The organism is Pseudomonas sp. RC4D1, assembly GCF_018390395.1.
Classification (GTDB): Bacteria; Pseudomonadota; Gammaproteobacteria; order Pseudomonadales; family Pseudomonadaceae; genus Aquipseudomonas; species Aquipseudomonas danubii.
On record NZ_JAHBAW010000001.1, the window covers coordinates 1,828,022 to 1,845,547 of the forward strand.

Consider the following 17,526-nt stretch of genomic DNA (forward strand, 5'->3'; position numbering starts at 1 on the left):
GGATGGAATGCAGATGCCTGTTGTCAATATGCATTTTATTGTGGGCGAGAGCGGTTGGTCGAGGTTGTTGTGGTGTTCAACTCATGTCTCGTTGGCTCGAAGTTCAGCAAGGCTGTACGTCTCGGGAGGGCGAAGTTGTTTTGAATACTGTGCTCTTAGACGGTTTTTAATAATAGGGAATCAGATGAAACTTAAATCTTTTGCATCCATGGCGACCTCCGGGTTGCTGCTTGCGGCACTGACTCCGGCATTGAGCTACGCAGAAACCGGTCTCAACTCCGGCAACGTGAAGTTCGAAGGCCTGATCTCCAGTGTCAGTTGCAAGGTTCAGGTCGATGCCAACGAATCCGGAGCGAACACCGGCACGGTCAAGTTCGGCAACGTCCTGCCTTCGGTTTTCACCGGTGGCGTCGGCACGGCTTCCGAGTTCAAGGAATTCAACATCAACCTCAGTGGCGGCGGCTGCACCGACGGCTCCAAAGCCGCCGTCAGCTTCCACAAGGATGGCTTCATCGATAACGCCACCGGCAACCTGCGTCTGATCGACAGCGGTTCCGGTTCGGCCTCGGGCGTGCAGATCCAGATTCACAACAACGGCGCCACGCCGGGGAAAATCGACCTGTCGGAAAACAACAATCAGCAGGTTGCCGAAGTTATCGGTAACAAGGCCGTGCTGAAGTTCAAGGCCTCTTATGTGGCGGTCAGCGACACGATCGTCGAAGGTCGCGCCGACTCCAATATCAACTTCGATGTGACGTACAACTGACATCTGTCAGTTACATAAGGAGTTGCTCATGGCGCCGAAAGCGCATGTATTTAAAACGTTCGTTATCGGCGCCCTCTTCCTGAGTTTGTTCTCTTCGGTAGTCAATGCGGAAATAGTCATTCATGGCACTCGTGTGGTTTATCCGGCGAGTGCGCGTGATGTGACACTGAGAATGAATAATCCAGGCGGTATGCCGATATTGGTTCAGGCCTGGATTGATGATGGTGATGCCAGTAAGGCGCCGGAAGAAATGAAAGTGCCCTTTCAACTTACACCGGCACTCAGTCGCCTGGAGCCCAATGCCGCGGCGGTACTGCGTATTGGTTATTCGAAAGAACCGTTGCCCGCTGATCGTGAGTCACTGTACTGGCTGAACATTCTGGAAGTTCCGCCACAACAGAAACAGGATGAAAACCGATTGGCCTTTACCTTCCGTCATCGGATCAAGTTGTTCTTTCGCCCTGCGGACTTGAAGGTCGATGTCAACTCGGCGGTGGGAAAACTCAGTTGGAAGTTTGAGCCCGCGGGAGTGGCCAAAGACCAGGCCGCAGGTCCGGTCATCCAGGTATCCAATCCAACGCCTTACTACCTGTCTTTCAGCAAGGTCGAGGTGCAAGTGCAAGGACGCACCGTCGACCTGGGGGCCGGGATGGTCGCGCCTTTTGGTCGGGAGTCCTTCGCCTGGCCGGCAAGTGCTGAAAGAGCGCCACGCAATGCGGCTGTGCGCTTTGAAGTAGTCAATGACTTCGGTGGCAGGGTGCCGCTTGAAAAGAACCTTCTCTAGTTGCCCTGTTAATTCAACTCCGCTCTTGGCCCTGGTTATTAAACGCTGAGTGCATTGGTATCGATTATGTTCAGTGTGCGGCCCTTTTGGCTGGGTTTTCCTGTGCTTGCGCGAGTCTGTCCTGGCGATGGTCCGGCCCGGCTCTTGCGAGCACTGTCGGTGCTGGCCGGGCTGCTGGGGCTGGCGGCTCCTGTGGCTGGCCAGCCGACGACCGCTGATCAAGCCGTGCTGTCGGAGGTGTCCGGCGACACGCCGCAGAACAGCCCGGTGTTCTTCGATACCCAGATGTTGTTCAAGGGGCCGGGAACCCTCATCGACACGCAGCGCTTCGAGCGCGCGGGTTACGTGGTGCCGGGCAAGTACCTGCTGGATGTGCGGGTCAGTGGCGCCTGGCGCGGGCTGATCGAGATCGAATTGCGCGAAAGCGCTGACCCCCAGGGCAGCCAGCCCTGCTACGACCGCGAGTTGCTCACGCAACTGGGCATCGACCTGCACAAAGCCGACGCTGCGCTGGCGCCTGCCAGCCATCCGCTGCAAGGCGATGGCCTGTTCTGCGGGGACCTTGCCAGTTACATCCCCCACGTCACCACCAGGGTCAACATGGCCGAACAGCAGCTTGAGCTCTCGGTTCCACAGCTGTTCGTGCTGCCTGAAGTCGCCTCCAGCTATGTCGATCCGGCCAGTTGGGACTCGGGCATCAACGCTGCCCGGCTGAACTACAGCACCAACCTGTTCAGCTCCCAGAGCCGTGGCCAGCGCAGTACCAACGGTTATGCCGGATTGAGCATGGGCCTGAACCTGGGAAACCTGCGCCTGCGTCACAGTGGCACCTTGTCCTGGTCGCCCGACAGCGGCAGCGATTATCAGCGGGGCTACATCTACGGCCAGACCGACCTGACCGACTGGCGTTCGCAATTACTGGTGGGGGAGAGCGTGACCGATTCCGAGCTGTTCGATTCGGTGTCGTTTCGCGGGGTCAAGTTGTTCAGCGATGAACGCATGCTGCCCACCACCCAGCGCTATTTCGCCCCGGTGGTGCGCGGCACGGCCAATACCAACGCCAAGGTCACGGTGCAGCAGCGTGGTTACCTGGTGTATGAAACCACCGTTGCCCCAGGCCCCTTCGAGATTGCCGACCTGCAGGCCGCCAGCTTTGGTGGTGACCTGGAGGTGACGGTCACCGAGGCCGATGGCCGTACCCAGCGTTTTACCGTGCCCTTTGCCACCATGGCCCGCCACCTGCGTCCCGGCGTCACCCGCTACAGCCTGACCGGCGGTCAGGTGATCAGGGCCGGAGGGCGTGGCCTGCACCAGTATGTGGCCCAGGGCACCCTGCAACGCGGGCTGGACAACCGGGTCACCGGTTATGCCGGCGCCTCGCTCACCGGCAGCTACATGGCCGGCCTGATCGGCGCGGCGCTGAACACCGAGCTCGGTGGTTTCGGTCTCGACCTGACCCAGTCCCGCACCCAGGTGCCGCGCAATGGCAATCTGCAGGGCACCAGCCTGCGTCTTTCCTACAGCAAGAACCTGCATGACAGCGGCACCCAGTTCTCGTTGCTGGCTTATCGCTATTCCACCCGGGGCTACCTGAGCCTGCGGGACGCCATCGACCTTGAGGACTTCGTCAACCGAGGCGCGCGCTTCGAAGACTTCGCCCGGGTCCGCGATCGGCTGGATGTGACGATCAACCAGCGGGTGGATGGCATCGGCGGTAACTTTTACCTCAACGGCTCCTCCCTCAACTACTGGAACAGCCGCGGTCAGGCCCGCAACTACGCCATGGGCTACAACCACCAGTGGCGCGGCCTCAGCTATGCCCTAAGCGTCCAGCGTACCCAGGGTTCGAGCCAGTTCTCGGGGCGTCGCACCCGCAGTGAGAACACCTTGTGGAGCCTCAGTCTGTCGCTGCCCCTGGGGGGCGTCGCCGGGCGTTCCACCCTGGCCAATGCCTTTGCCAGTCACGACCAGAATTCCGGTGCCCGTTACTCCAGCGGCATTTCCGGTTCACTGGGCGAGCACGACACGGCGTCCTATGGCGTCTCGGTGTCCCATGATGCCCAGCCGCGGGAAACCTCGACCAACGCCAACCTGAGCTACTACCTGCCGCAGGTGACCCTGAGTTCGAGTCTGTCCCAGGGCCGTGACTATCGGGCCCAGTCGCTGGGTGCCTCCGGCGGCATGCTCCTGCATTCCGGGGGCCTGACCCTGTCCCAGACCCTGAGTGAAACCGCTGCCCTGGTGCATGCCCCCCATGCCAGGGGCGCCAGTGTCGGTTACGCCGGTACGCAGGTGGACGGACAAGGTTATGCGGTGCTGCCGAGCCTGGCGCCCTATCAGCTCAATACCGTGGACCTGGACCCCAGCGGCATGGATGAGGATGTCGAACTGCAGGTCAGTTCGCGCAATGTCGCGCCCCGGGCGGGGGCCGTGGTCAGGCTGTCCTACCCGACCCGCAAGGCCCGGGCGTTTCTGATCGACAGCCGGCAGGCCGATGGCGCGCCGCTGCCCTTTGCCGCCAGTGCCCTGGACGCCGACAGCGGCGAGGAGCTGGGGGCGGTGGGGCAGGGCAGTCGCCTGGTGCTGCGCAGCGAGAAGGACCGGGGCCGCATCCGTGTGCAGTGGGGCGAAGGACCTGGCGAGCAGTGCCTGATCGACTATGTATTGCCGGCGCCCGCGGCGCAGCCGGGCAACGATTCGCTTCTGCTCGACTTGCCGTGTCACCGCTGGGCGCAGCAGAGCGCCATCACCACGGAGCCTGCATCTTGAGTAGCCGTCTTGCTGGTGTGGTGCGTTGCGTGTGCCTGTTGGCGGCGGTGCTGCTGTTCAGTCAGGGCGTGCGCGCCGATCTGTCGATTGTCGGCACGCGCTTTATCTATCCCCAGGGGCTGGCGGCCTTGAGCATCCGGGTCGGCAATCTCGGGACGGCGCCGCTGCTGCTGCAGACCTGGCTGGACAAGGGCGATGCCTCGGTCGATCCGAGCCGGCTGGCGGTGCCATTCGTGCTTTCGCCCCCGCTGTCGCGGCTTGATCCGCAGCAGAGCTCCGTCCTGTCGCTGCGTTACAGCGGTGAGCCGCTGCCTGCCGATCGCGAGTCGGTGTTCTGGCTCAACTTTCTGGAAGTGCCGTCCCTGCGGCCTTTGAGCAGCAACCAGCTGAGCCTGAGCTACCGCCTGCGCATGAAGCTGCTGTATCGCCCCAAGGGCCTGCCGGGTCGCGCCGACGAGGCGGCGCACCAGCTGCGCTGGAGCCTGCAGAAGGCGGCGCAGGCGGATGGAACAGCGGTGCTCAGCGTGAGCAATCCAACGCCGTACTACGTGGCCCTGGCTCGGGTGGATGTGGGCGAGCCGCACCAACCCATGACTGTGCAGGGCATCACCGTCGAGCCGTTCGGCTCGGCGCGCCTGCCTTTGTCCGCCGCGCCGGTGTTGAGCGGCGGCGCGGCAGAAATTCGATACCAAGTGGTTTTAGACAGCGGGGAGACGCTGAGTGGAAGTGTGCAAGTACAGCTGTAGTGGTGCGCCAGCCGGACTGTCGGTTGGTGTGGGCAAGGGGCGAGGTCCGGAGCGGGCGCGAGTGTCGTTGGCGCGGCGGCCGGTGATGTTGCTGGCGCTGTTGTTGCCTGTGCTGGCGCAGGCCCAGATGCGGGTTCAGGTGCCCAGCGCCGGACAGGCCATTCGGGATATCGAAGCCACCCAGCCGGCGCTGCCGCCGCCCACCGATGACGTGCAACTGGATGTGCCCAAGGCCGAGCGGTCGACATCGGCTGCGGATGCTTCTGGGGTGCGCTTGCAGGTCAAGGCTTTCGTCATCGAGGGCAATCAAGTGTTCAGCGATCAGGACCTGCAGCCGCTGCTGGACGATCTGCGCGGGCGGGAACTCGACCTTGACGGTTTGCGTGACGCGGCGCAGCGCATCACCGCCCATTACCAGCAACAGGGCTACCTGCTGGCCCGGGCCTTCTTGCCGGCTCAGGAAATCGATGGCGGCGTGGTGCGCATCGAGGTCATGGAAGGTCGCTATGGCCGGGTCGAGCTGAGCAACCAGTCCCGTGCCCGGGATGGCGTGCTCCGTGGGCCGCTGGCCGCACTGGACGATGGCGCGGCGGTCAACAGCGCGGACCTTGAGCGCAGCCTGCTGCTGCTTAACGATCTGCCCGGGGTCCGGGTCAAGGGCACGTTGCGTGCGGGACAGGCCCCCGGCACCAGCGATCTGCTGGTGGAGGCACAGCCCGGTCCCTGGGCCAGTGGCAGCCTGGAGGCGGACAACTTCGGCGGCTACCACACCGGCGAGTTCCGCCTGGGGGGCAGCTTCAACCTCAACAACCCCCTGGGCCTGGGGGACCAGCTCAATGTGCGCCTGTTGGGCAGTGACCGCGACCAGCGCTACTGGCGCAGCGCCTATCAGCTGCCCCTCGGGCCCTGGTCGACCCGGGTCGGCGCGGCCTATTCGCACATGAGCTACGAGCTCAACAGAAAGCGTTTGAAGAAGCTGCAGATCAATGGCCAGGCCAGTGTCCAGAGCCTGTTCCTCGCTCAGCCGATCCTGCGCGGGCGGACCTTCGACCTGAGTGCGCAACTGCAGTACGAGAACAAGCAACTGCGCGACGACATCGACCTGTTTGAGCTGAGCAAGCGCAAGCACATCGAGTTGTGGACCCTGAGCCTGGGCGGCAACCGTCAGGACCGGTTTCTCGGCGGTGGCTACAACCAGTTCAGCCTGTCCTACGGCTCGGGCCGCCTGACCTTCGATGATGCCTTTGAGCAGCGCCTGGATCGCTATAGCGCCGCTACCGGCGGCGGCTTCGCCAAGACCAACCTGCAGGTCGCGCGGCTGCAGCGCCTGGGCAACCGCTTCCAGCTCTATGCCCAAGTCAATGCCCAGTGGACCTCGGCCAACCTCGACAGCTCGGAAAAGATGGGGCTGGGCGGCCCCTACGGCGTGCGCGCCTATCCCCTGAGCGCCGGTATTGGCGACCAGGGCTGGCAGGCCGGCCTGGAGCTGAGCTACGCCCTGGCACCCGGCTGGCAGCTCAGCCTGTTTGCCGACAAGGGCTATGTGCAGGTCAACCGCCTGCCCTGGACGAGCGAAATCAATACCCAGCGCCTGCAAGCGGCGGGGCTGGGGGCACGCTGGAGCGGCGATCAGCGGCAACTTAACCTGACCAGTGCCTGGCCCCTGGATAACCAGAAGGCCGGGGACGGTCCCGAGCGCACCCCACGGATCTGGGTCAGCGCGACACAGTTTTTCTGAAGGCCTGCGTGTGCTTTGGAAGTAGTGCCGTTCTGCGAAAAACAGCAGAGCGTTTAAACGTCAATAAGGAGTCATTGTGAATAAGATTTATGCGTTGGTATGGAACCAGGCCCAAGGTCGCTGGAGCGTGACGTGCGAGGGCGCGCGGCGCCGGCGTCGCAGTGGTGGGCGCAAGGGGTTGCTGGTGATGGCAGCCGGCTTGCTTGCCCTGGGAGGACTGACGCCGGCGATGGCGTTGCCCCAGGGAAACGTTACGGTTAGCGGTAGTGCTGACTACAACGTCACGGGTAACAACATGGTGATCCAGCAACACAGTGACAAGTTGGTGACCAACTGGAACGAGTTCAGCATCGGTGCCGATAAGTCGGTGACCTTCAACCAACCCGGGCGCGAGTCCATCGCCCTGAACCGGGTGACCGGCTTAAGGGGCAGTAATATCCAGGGCATGCTGAATGCCAACGGCCAGGTGTTTCTGATCAACCCCAACGGGGTGCTGATCGGTCAGGGCGCCCAGGTCAACGTGGGTGGCCTGGTGGCCTCGACCCGTGGCATCAGTGACGATGACTTCAATAACGGTCGCTATCAGTTCACCGGAAAATCGGCGGTTGAAGTGATCAACGACGGCAAGATCACCGCGGCCGACGGCGGCTACGTGGCGCTGCTGGGCGCGCGGGTGCGCAACAATGGCGAAATCGTCGCCAATCAGGGCGCCGTGGCCCTGGGCGCCGGTAACGATTTCACCCTGAGCCTGGGTAGCGACAATCTGATCAACCTAGAGGTCAAGGGGGCCGCCGCCGATGCATTGGTGCAGAACACCGCGCTGATCAAGGCCGATGGCGGTCAGGTGATGATGCTGGCCAAGAGCGCCAATGCGCTGACTCAGGCAGTGGTCAACAACCAGGGCGTGATCGAGGCCAATACCCTGTCCAACAAGGATGGGCGCATTGTTCTGGACGGTGGTGAGCGTGGCGTGGTCAATGTGGGTGGGAAATTGACGGCCAAGGCCTCAGCCACCGACGGTAACGGCGGTACGGTTCAAACTTCGGGCGCGGTCACTCGGGTCGAACTCAACGCCGAAGTCGATACCCGCTCCAGGAACGGTCGTACCGGCGCCTGGATCGTTGAGTCCAACGAGGTCAAGGTGGGTTCCACGGGTGAGCCCGGCAATCCGGCCCTGGTCGAAAGCACGCTCTCCCAGAACTTGAACAACACCAACGTTCATCTGCGCAGCCGTAATGGCGATGTGGCGGTGGACGCTGCGGTGGAGTGGAAAAGCGGCAACCAACTGACCCTGACCTCCGCCAAGGACGTCAAGGTCAATCAACGGATCAACGCCACGGGTGACAACTCGCGCCTGGAATTGAACGCCGCCAAGTCGGTCCGTCTCGACAGTCACGTGAGCCTCACCGGCGTCAACAACAGCCTGGTGGTCAAGCATGGCGAGCAACTGGTCGTGGGCAACAAGGGCCTGGTGACCTTGTCTGGAGAGAACGCCGGGTTTGACGCCAATGGCAAGCAGCACAAAGTGATCCAGAACAGCCAGCAGTTGCAGGCCATCGGCAACAAGCTCGATGACCACTATGTCCTGGGCAATCAGATCAAGGGCTCGGGGAGCATCAACTCGATTGGCGGTGATCAGGTGTTCACCGGCTCCTTGAACGGCCTGGGCAATACCATCAGTGGCTTCACCATCAACAGTTCGGGCCTGTACGCCGGATTGTTCGGCCAGTCCTCCGGCACCATCAGCGATCTGAAGCTGGCCTCGATCACCGTCCACGGGCGAAACAGCAAGAACGGTTTCAGTGAAATTGGCGGTCTGGTGGGGCGCAACAGTGGCAGCATCGAACGGGTCAGTGCCCGCGATATGCAGGTCTCTGCCAATAGCGACCAGCGCAACAAGGTCGGCGGCTTGGTGGGGGGCAACTACGGCGGCTCGATCAGCGACTCTTCGGTAGCCGGTTCGTTGTACGGCGGCAGCCTGACCACGGCCATCGGCGGCGTGGCCGGGGAAAACCGCTTCGGCAATGGCAGAGTCGGTCTCATCAGCGGCAGTGCCAGTGATGTCGATATCACCACCAAGATGTATAAACAGGCCATGGGCGGCGCCGGAGGACTGGTTGGGATCAACAATGGCGCAGTGATTTCCAACTCGTCGAGCAAGGGCACCATCGGTACTTACAATCCACTCTATAAGGGACTGAACCTGGGCGGGCTGGTGGGCAACAACCAGAACGGCACCATTACCGGCTCCAGTTCCTCGATGAACGTGTACGGCGCGCTGGAGAGCCATATTGGCGGCCTGGTCGGGTTCAACCGCTCTGGCACCATCAGCGGTTCCAGTGCCAGCGGTAACGTTTACGGGGTGGGCAGCGAGTCCGCTGGTGGGTTGATCGGCTCGCAGCAGAACCAGAGCGTGGTGAGCAACGTCAAGGCGACTGGCGATGTGATTGACCGCTTCGGCACGAACCTGGGTGGCCTGGTCGGAAAAAGTGACGACAGCACCATCCGCGGTTACATCGAGGCCAAGGGCGATGTCAAAGGAGGTGTGAAGGCCAACGTCGGCGGTCTGGTCGGTAGCAACATCGGTGGCCTGATCTACGATGCCAAGGCGCATGGTGCGGTGGAGGGCTACGCCAAGAGCAATATCGGCGGTCTGGTCGGCTACAACGATGGTGACCTGGTCTCGGTTGCGGCTCACGGCAAGGTCTTTGGCGATACCTACAGCTCCGTGGGTGGGTTGGTGGGCTTCAACGCCGATTACTACGACCACGTGATCGAGCGTGCCGTGGCGACCGGCAATGTCCATGGAACCTGGCACAGCAAGGTCGGGGGCCTGGTCGGCGACAACCAGTCGCGGATCGTCAACTCCGAATCCCGTGGCCGCGTCAGTGGCGGCTGGCGTGCCACCCTGGGTGGGCTGGTGGGTGTTAACGAGGGGCGGATCCAAGGCTCGAAATCCACCGGCAAGGTCGATACCGTCTGGGCCTACTTCCAGACTTACGGTAACCAGATCGGCGTCAACCACGGCACCAACTCTTCGGCCCGGGTTTCCAAAGGCCTGATGGACTAAGGAGCGTCGGCAAGACCTCGGCCCGGCTGCCCCTGGCATGCCGGGCACTTGCCACCTATTCACTATCGATTGACCGGCTCCCGGGGCACCGCAGCGTGCACCAGGGGCCGGCTTGGAAAAAGAGGCAATGACCGATGAGTGATCCATGGTCCAGGCTCCTCACCGATGGGCGCCGGCGCGTTCTGTTGATACGCGCGATCATCCTGATGCTGTTGGGCGTGCAGGCGAGCGCGCCGGTGTACGCCGTTACCGATGAGGGCAATGCCAAAGGGTGCGTGTTTAGTAGTTATGGCGGCTCTGCCCAGGATTGGGTCGAGATCACACCACTGACCCGGAGCACGCCGGTGGGGTCCGTGTTGAAACAGCGTCATGTGAACCCGATCATTGAATACACCACCACTGAGAAGTCTGTAACCAAGGAGCCGCATGAATTGGTTTTAGGTGCGCATTTGCCGGGGATCAGGTTTCTCGATGGCATCGTTCCGACCAATATCGATGGCATCAGTTTTAAAGTGACGGCCTATCCTTCAGGCTCGGACGCGCAGATACTGACGGGTAGTTTCTATCCCTTGGTACTAAAAAAATACAGGGTGGAGAGCTCAAACGGCGAGCTGAAAAAAGACTTCATAAACTACGTGTATTCGCTGATTCTGACCCGACCCGCCAATGAGTTACCCAAGGGATCGCTGCAGGTCAACAGCCTAGCCGGTGTCCAGGTGGCGATGTACGCGCTGGACCTGGACGCGGGCGTGGCCCAGGTCGGGCAACACTTGCTGGAGCTGCCGCAGCAGGACAACCGGGATCGGTGTTCGAAACAACTGTTGCTCAGCGAACAGGATCTGCTGGGCGCCGAAGGCGTCAAGTTCGCCGCCAAGTGCCAGGTGGTCACCCGCAACGTTACGCTGCGTCTGGGCAGTCCCTCGGCCAATGACTTTCCCACGCTGGGCTCGACTTCGCCGCCCTCGGCCGTGGCCAGGCTTGAGGTCAACGACTGCTCGTTCAACAGCCTGCCGAAGGTCGCGTTCAGCGCCGAACCCGCCTCGCGCTGCGACCCGACAGGGATCCTGGGGCTGACTCAATCGGCTCAGGATCAGGTGCGGTCCGTCGCCAAGGGCGTCGGCATCGTTATGTTCAATGAGCAGATTCCGCGCATTCATTGCAATGGCACTCAATACGCCATGGAGCGCCTGTTGGGCAGCGATAGCGCCAGCTTCAGCTTTCGCGCCCAGTACATTCGCACGGGGCCGATCACTGAGGGGGCAGCCAACAGCAGCGCCCAGTTCAACTTCACCTTCGACTGAAGCACCGGCCGCAGGCCTCGGGTGTTTACCTGGACGCCGGCCCACAGGCCTTTCTACACTGACCTCCGTCTGGGGACCGGGGGAGCACCGATGAATCGCAATGAATTGCGCAAGGCCGACATCAACCTGATGGTGGTGTTCGAGGCGTTGATGCTGGAACGCAATGTCACCCGGGTAGCGGAGAAGCTGTTTCTCGGCCAGCCCACCATCAGCTCCGCCCTCAACCGTTTGCGGGCGATGTTCAACGATCCGCTGTTCATCCGTGTCGGCCATCGCATGGAGCCCACGGCGCGTGCTGAGCAGCTTATCCAGCACCTGTCGCCGGCCCTTGACGCGCTGTCCTCGGCCCTGAGCCTGACCCACGATTTCGATCCCGCCAGCAGCACCATGACCTTCCGTATCGGCCTGTCCGACGACGTCGAGTTCGGCCTGCTGCCGCCTTTGCTGCGAGCCCTGCGCCAGGAAGCACCGCAGGTGGTGGTCGTGGTGCAGCACGTGGACTACTGGCGGATTCCCGACTTGCTGGCCTCCGGCGACATCACCGTCGGCATCAGCCAGACCCGGGGCCTGCCGGCCAATGCCAAGCGCAAGCTGTTGCGGCATATCCAGCCCTGCTTGCTGCGGGCCGACGCCAGCGACACGCCGCTGACCCTCGATGAGTACTGTGCGCGGCCGCATGTGCTGGTATCCCACACCGCCAATGTCGCCGGCTTCGCCGATGAGTGGCTGGCGGAGATCGGCCGCACCCGTCAGGTCGTGCTGTCGGTGCCGCAGTACAGTTCTTTGCCGGCCCTGCTGGCCGGGACCAAGCTGATTGCCAGCCTGCCCGACTACGCCGCTGCGGCCATGGCCGCCTCGGGGCAGCTGTACTGCGAGCCGTTTCCGTTCAAGACCCCAACCCTGGACCTGTCCATGGTCTGGCTCAGCCATGTCGATACCGACCCCGCCGAGCGCTGGCTGCGCTCACGGCTGGAAGCCTTCATGAGCGAGCGGGAGCCCCTCGCGAGCTAATCGTGCTTTGTAGCCGCTGCCGCAGGCTGCGATGGACCGCGCAGCGGGCCCGAAACCGGCCCATGCGGTCTGCCTGGCGGATCGGGTGGGCGGCCTTGCCCGTCCTGCGGACTGGGTCGTAGCCTGCGGCAGCGGCTACAGCGGCGCAGTGAACGGAGGCCGCCAGCTTGGCATAGGCACAGGCGGCTGCTTTGCTGTGTGGATCGTCTGTTGAAACATTGATCGGTGGAGTGTGCCCATGAGTCGTTCCCGTTCCCTGTTGCGTGGGCGTGGCAGCCACGACAGCGGCAAGGTTGGCATGGTCGAGCTGTTCTTCGACCTGGTGTTCGTGTTCGCCGTGACCCAGTTGTCCCATTCCCTGCTGGCCCATCTGTCCCTGGGCGGGGCGCTGCAGGTGGCGTTGCTGATGGTGGCGGTGTGGTGGGTGTGGATCTTCACGTCGTGGATCACCAACTGGCTGGACCCGGAAACCCTGCCGATCCGCCTCGGGCTGTTCGTGCTGATGGTGGCGGGGTTGCTGCTGTCGTCGTCGATTCCCCAGGCCTTCGGTGAGCGCGGCCTGCTGTTTGCCGGCGCCTATGTGTTCATGCAGGTGGGCCGCACCGCCTATTCCCTGTGGGCAGTGCGCGGCGAGCCGGTAAACATGACCCGCAACTTCCAGCGCATCCTGTTGTGGCTGATGTTCTCGGGGGTTTTCTGGATCACCGGCGGCCTGCTGGAGGGCCCGCAGCGGCTGGCCTTGTGGGGGCTGGCCCTGACCATCGAAGTACTGTCGCCGTCGCTGTATTTCTGGGTGCCGGGGCTGGGGCGTTCGACCCTGGCCGACTGGAATGTGGAAGGCAATCACATGGCCGAGCGCTGCGGCCTGTTCGTGATCATCGCCCTGGGAGAATCGCTGCTGGTGACCGGTGCCACCTTCGCCGAGCTGGCCACCAGCGCCCAGGGGCTGCTGGGGTTCGTGGTGGCGGTGCTGGGCAGCATCGCCATGTGGTGGGTGTATTTCGACAGTGGCGCCGAGCGTGCCCACCACCGTATCGCTCATTCCGACGACCCGGGGCGTCAGGCGCGCATCGCCTACACCTATCTGCACCTGCTGATCGTGGCGGGGATCATTGTCAGTGCCGTGGCCGATGAGCTGGTGCTGATGCACCCGGAGCACGCCAGCCCGGCCGGGGTACTGGTGATAGTCGGTGGTCCCTGGCTGTTCCTCTTGGGCTGCGCCCTGTTCAAGTGGGTGATGAACGATCGGCTGTTGCCGCCGCTGTCGCACCTGGCCGGGCTCGCGGTGCTGTTGCTGTTGTTGCCGGCCGCCTGGAATCAGCTGTTTTCTGCTCTGGCCCTGGGCAGCCTGACCACCTTGGTGATGGTGCTCGTGGCCGCCTGGGAAACCCTGGCCCTGCGCGAGCGGGCAGCGACGGCGGGGCAATGAGGCCAGCGGATAATGCAAGCGCTAGGTCGTGCCTTGTGTAGTATGGAGCGCCTTTTCCCCCTGACAGACCAGGAGTTCTGCCATGCCGCACCTGCATATGGAATACACCGCCAACCTGCCCCAGCTGGACGTCGACAAGGCGCTGCTGCGGCTCAATCACGGGCTGGTGGCCTCCGGGCAGTTTGCCGATGAGTTCGATATCAAGAGCCGGGCAGTGAAGGTCGAGTCGTTCCGGGTGGGTACCGGCCTGGGTGAGCGGGCCTTTGTCCACGTCAAGTTGGCCCTGCTCAGCGGCCGCTCGCCGGAGATCAAGAAGCAATTGTCCGACAGCCTGCTGGCCCTGCTGCAGGACCTGGCGCCCTGGCCGGCTGAGCTGGCGGTGCAGTTGTGCGTGGAGATTATCGACATCGACCGCGCGTCCTACAGCAAGGCGACTGTCGGTCTCTGATGGGGGCAGGGCCTAAAGCAGGCCCGGTTCGGCGCAGACCTTGACCACCTGTTCGCGGAACCAGGTCTGCGCGCTGTCCTGATCGGTGTTCTGGTTCCATTGCATGTCCAGGGTGAACCCCGGCAGGCCGCTGGGGGCCTCGCAATGGTTGAATACCGCTTCGTTGGCCAGCAAGGCCTGGATGCGTCGAGGCAGGGTCAGGATGAAGTCGGTGCCGGTGATCATTTTCAGCGCTGCGCTGTAGCTGTTGGAGCGGGCGACGATCTGCCGCTTGTGCGCCTGGCGGGCCAGCCAGCCATCCACCATGTTGCTGTCCGACGTCCAGGGCGTAGGAAAAACGTGGCGCCGTTCGATGAACGATTGCAGGCTGAAACGCGGCTCCTTGGGCGGTGTGGCGCGCTTGTCGAAGACGCACACCAGATCGTCCTCCAGCAGCATCTGCGACTTGAAGTCGGCATGGCTGCGATGGAAGTTCGGACCAAAGCAGATCACCAAGTCAATGCTGCCGTCACGCAGCTCCTCGGCAGGAATGTCGCTCTCAAGCTTCTGCACATTGACCGTCACCGGCAGGTCGGCGTAGTCGAACCCCTTGAGCAGGCGCGGCAGGATCAGCAGCTCGAAGTATTCCGGGGCGCAGAGGTTGAAGGTCACGGCCTGGCGGGTCGGATCGAAGGCCGGTACGCCGCTGTGGCACAGATTGATGCTTTCCAGGATCTTCAGCACGTGGCTGTACATGCTGGTGGCCTTGTAGGTCGGGCGCATGCCGGTGCGGGTATTGATGAACAGCTCGTCCTCGAAGCCGTTGCGCAGTTTCTTCAGGCAGTAGCTGACAGTCGACTGACTGACGCACAGGGTTTCCGATACCCCGGTGACACTGCTTTGCTCGTACACCGCGATAAAGACCATCAGGTCCTGCATGTCGAGTTTTCTGAGCACGTTGCTGATGAGCATCTGTTCCATCCCGCTGAGCACCTGGCGCCGGTGGCGCACAAACCGGGTCGATGCTAGCGGAACGATCGTCCTAATCAAATGCCCGGGGTGGGGATTCGCGGACAGCATCCGGACATTAAATTCCGATAACACGACCTGCGCAGTTTCTCGCAGAATAATGTCCCCTGTCTCAGGGTCATTTCAGGCCATGGCTGCCCCGGGACGGCTGCCGCGCACCAGACCGAACATGCCCAGGGCCACCAGCAGAGCACCGAGCCCTTCTCCCAGGAGCGGACGCTGGCCCAGCCACAACCAGTGGAACAGGGTGAGGAACAGGGTGCTCAGGTAGATGTAGGAAATCACCGTGGAAGGGGCGATGACGCCTATGGCCCGGTGCAACAACCAGAAGGTCGCTAGGGTTGCGAACAGGGCCAGGTACAGCAGCCACAGCAGGTCGTTGCTGCCGAGCAGGGCGGCGCTGCGCCAGCCGCCGCTGACCAGGCTGGCGGCAAACAGGAACAGCGCCCCGAAGAGCATGTTCCAGAACGTCATGGCGGCCGGGCTGCGGCCTTGCAGGCTGCGAGCCTTGAAGCGCTGGCTGAGGGGCGAATAGGCCGCCATGGCCAGGCAGCCCAGGGCATAGACCGCCATGGCATGCAGGGAGGGCAACTGCCCCGGCGCGCCCCCCTTGAGCACCAACAGCAAGGCCCCGGCGCCGGCCACCAGCATCGGCAGCAGGCGGCGTTGCTGGCTGCCGCCGGGCAACAGCCAGCCTTCGAACGCCAGGGTCAGCAGCGGCACCAGGGTGAACAGGGTGCCGGTGTTGACCGCCGAGGTGTAGCGCAGGGCTTCGAACAGCGAGCCAAAGTACAGCGCCAGCAGCAGGCCCAATACCGCGTGGGCGCCCAATCCGGCCCGGGTCGGCGCCGCAGCGCCCTGGAACCACAGCAGGGGCACGAACATCAGTGCCGAGAACAACAGGCGCAGGGCGGTCAGCAGCACCGGATCGATGGCCTGGCTGACCTGGGCGGCCGCGAAGAACGAGGCGGCGATCAGCGCTGCCCAGAGCAGCATGCCGAGGTTGGCTTGGGTGAAACTCACAGGGTTCATGCAGGCCTCCCGGGCCGATGCTCAGCGGATGTGCCGGGCGTAATGCCGAGGGTCGAAGCGCAGCACCATGAGGATCATCACCCCCATCACTGCCGTCAGTGACCACCAGGCCCATTCGAAACTGCCCAACTGGTCGCGGATCATCCCCGCCAGCAGCGGTGACAGGCCGGCGATCAGGTAGCCGATGCCCTGCACGAAGGCGGTCAGGCCGCCGGCCCGGCGCGGGTCGGGCAAGTGGTCCAGGGACACGATCAGGCTCATGGGAAACAGTCCGCCAATGCCCAGGCCCAGCAGGCACGGCCAGAGCAGGCTCAGGTATTGCGGGCTGAGGATCAGGCCGCAAAAGCCGGCGATGATCAGCACCAGCAGGGCCACCAGCACTCGGCGCCGATCCTGGCTGCGGTTGGCGATGGCCGGGGTGACCAGCCCGGAAATCACTTCCATGGCGGTGAGAAAGCCCAGCAGCAGGCCGGCGTTCTGTTCGCTCCAGCCGTTCTCCACGTAGTAGGGCGCCAGCCACGCCAGCACGCAGGTGTAGGACGCGGTGCCAAGACCGAAGAACACCGCCAGCAGCCAGGCCCGGCGATTGCCGCTGAAGGACTCACGCCCGCCGCCGGCGGCCGGCAGGCTAGGCAGTGAACGGCGCTGGGCGGACCAGAACACCAGGGCCAGCAGGGCCAGGCCGGCCCAGATCGCCAGGGCCAGGCGCCAACTGCCGCTGTGGTTCATCACCAGTGGGGCGAAGGATGCCGCGATGGCCGCGCCGCCCATGATCGAGGTGACATACAGGCCCATGAACAGCGAGACGTTATCGGCAAAACGCGACTTGATCAGGGCCGGCATCAGCGCCTGGATCAGGGCGATGCCGACACCGGCCAGCACGGCGCTGAGAATCAGCTCCGCCGCCGAGCCCATGAACAACCGCGAGACCGTGGCCAGCCCGATGATCAGCAAGGACAGGACCACCGTGCGGTGTTCGCCCAGGCGCTGACTGATGGCCATGCCGAAGAACATCGCCAGGCCCATGGCCATGACCGGCAACATGGTCAGCAGCGACGCCAGGCTGAAACTCAGCGGGACATCGCCACGGATGCCCGACAGCAGAGGGCCGACGGCGGCCATCGACGGCCGCAGGTTGAGGGCCACCAGGACCACGCTGACCATCAGCCAGAGCGCGGGACGGGAACTTGCACGAACGTTTTCCATAACCAGACCTTCAAGGAACAGGGGCTGATTAGGCGGCGAGGGGGACAGTCGGGGCAAATCAGAAAGTCCGCAGTGTTATTTAAAAACTAAATATCACTGCGGACCTGTAACCGCTGCCATAGGCTGCGATTCGGTGCGCAGGACGGGGCAAACCGGGCGCCGCGGTTTATCGGTAAGGCCCGGTGCCTCGTTGCGACCCGGCGCCGCCTGCAGCGGCG

13 protein-coding genes are annotated in these 17,526 nt (G+C 63.2%); 10 read left to right on the top strand and 3 right to left on the bottom strand.

Going from position 1 to position 17,526, the window contains the following annotated elements:
* Window positions 1–184: 184 nt before the first annotated feature.
* From KHO49_RS08400 to KHO49_RS08445, 10 genes are all read left to right on the top strand, one after another.
* A complete protein-coding gene (locus KHO49_RS08400) occupies window positions 185–766 on the top strand; it encodes a fimbrial protein (RefSeq protein WP_170001334.1) in 582 nt (193 codons plus the stop codon).
* A 28-nt stretch (window positions 767–794) separates the two neighbouring features.
* Window positions 795–1,550 (top strand): fimbrial biogenesis chaperone, encoded by a 756-nt coding sequence (locus tag KHO49_RS08405; RefSeq protein ID WP_102878731.1) that lies wholly within the window; start codon window positions 795–797, stop codon window positions 1,548–1,550.
* A 144-nt stretch (window positions 1,551–1,694) separates the two neighbouring features.
* Entirely contained in the window at window positions 1,695–4,319 is a 2,625-nt protein-coding gene (locus tag KHO49_RS08410) for a fimbria/pilus outer membrane usher protein (RefSeq protein ID WP_337994635.1), read from the top strand.
* Window positions 4,316–5,065, top strand: coding sequence for a fimbria/pilus periplasmic chaperone (locus KHO49_RS08415; RefSeq protein ID WP_249735491.1), 750 nt, complete (start codon window positions 4,316–4,318; stop codon window positions 5,063–5,065). The genes KHO49_RS08410 and KHO49_RS08415 overlap by 4 nt, the downstream gene beginning before the upstream one ends.
* 85 nt (window positions 5,066–5,150) lie before the next feature.
* Window positions 5,151–6,803, top strand: a complete 1,653-nt coding sequence (locus KHO49_RS08420; protein WP_213665262.1) for a ShlB/FhaC/HecB family hemolysin secretion/activation protein — start codon at window positions 5,151–5,153, stop codon at window positions 6,801–6,803.
* A gap of 76 nt (window positions 6,804–6,879) precedes the next feature.
* A complete protein-coding gene (locus tag KHO49_RS31360; protein ID WP_213664886.1) occupies window positions 6,880–9,873 on the top strand; it encodes a two-partner secretion domain-containing protein in 2,994 nt (997 codons plus the stop codon).
* A 134-nt stretch (window positions 9,874–10,007) separates the two neighbouring features.
* On the top strand, window positions 10,008–11,174 hold the full coding sequence (locus KHO49_RS08430; RefSeq protein WP_213664887.1) for a fimbrial protein: 1,167 nt from the start codon (window positions 10,008–10,010) through the stop codon (window positions 11,172–11,174).
* A gap of 90 nt (window positions 11,175–11,264) precedes the next feature.
* Complete coding sequence (locus KHO49_RS08435) at window positions 11,265–12,185, top strand: LysR substrate-binding domain-containing protein (RefSeq protein ID WP_110595086.1); 921 nt, start codon at window positions 11,265–11,267, stop codon at window positions 12,183–12,185.
* 238 nt (window positions 12,186–12,423) lie between these two features.
* Window positions 12,424–13,614 carry a low temperature requirement protein A gene (locus KHO49_RS08440; protein WP_213664888.1) on the top strand — a complete coding sequence of 397 codons (1,191 nt, stop codon included), beginning with the start codon at window positions 12,424–12,426 and terminating at the stop codon, window positions 13,612–13,614.
* Between the two features lie 82 nt (window positions 13,615–13,696).
* Window positions 13,697–14,062 (top strand): 5-carboxymethyl-2-hydroxymuconate Delta-isomerase, encoded by a 366-nt coding sequence (locus tag KHO49_RS08445; protein WP_110651914.1) that lies wholly within the window; start codon window positions 13,697–13,699, stop codon window positions 14,060–14,062.
* Window positions 14,063–14,074: 12 nt separating this feature from the next.
* On the opposite strand, the gene KHO49_RS08450 is transcribed toward KHO49_RS08445, so the two are convergent.
* From KHO49_RS08450 to KHO49_RS08460, 3 genes are all read right to left on the bottom strand, one after another.
* On the bottom strand, window positions 14,075–15,013 hold the full coding sequence (locus KHO49_RS08450; protein ID WP_102879086.1) for a LysR family transcriptional regulator: 939 nt from the start codon (window positions 15,011–15,013) through the stop codon (window positions 14,075–14,077).
* 180 nt (window positions 15,014–15,193) lie between these two features.
* Window positions 15,194–16,102, bottom strand: a complete 909-nt coding sequence (locus tag KHO49_RS08455) for a DMT family transporter (protein WP_213664889.1) — start codon at window positions 16,100–16,102, stop codon at window positions 15,194–15,196.
* A 21-nt stretch (window positions 16,103–16,123) separates the two neighbouring features.
* Complete coding sequence (locus KHO49_RS08460) at window positions 16,124–17,308, bottom strand: cyanate transporter (RefSeq protein ID WP_110651916.1); 1,185 nt, start codon at window positions 17,306–17,308, stop codon at window positions 16,124–16,126.
* Between the last annotated feature and the right edge of the window lie 218 nt (window positions 17,309–17,526).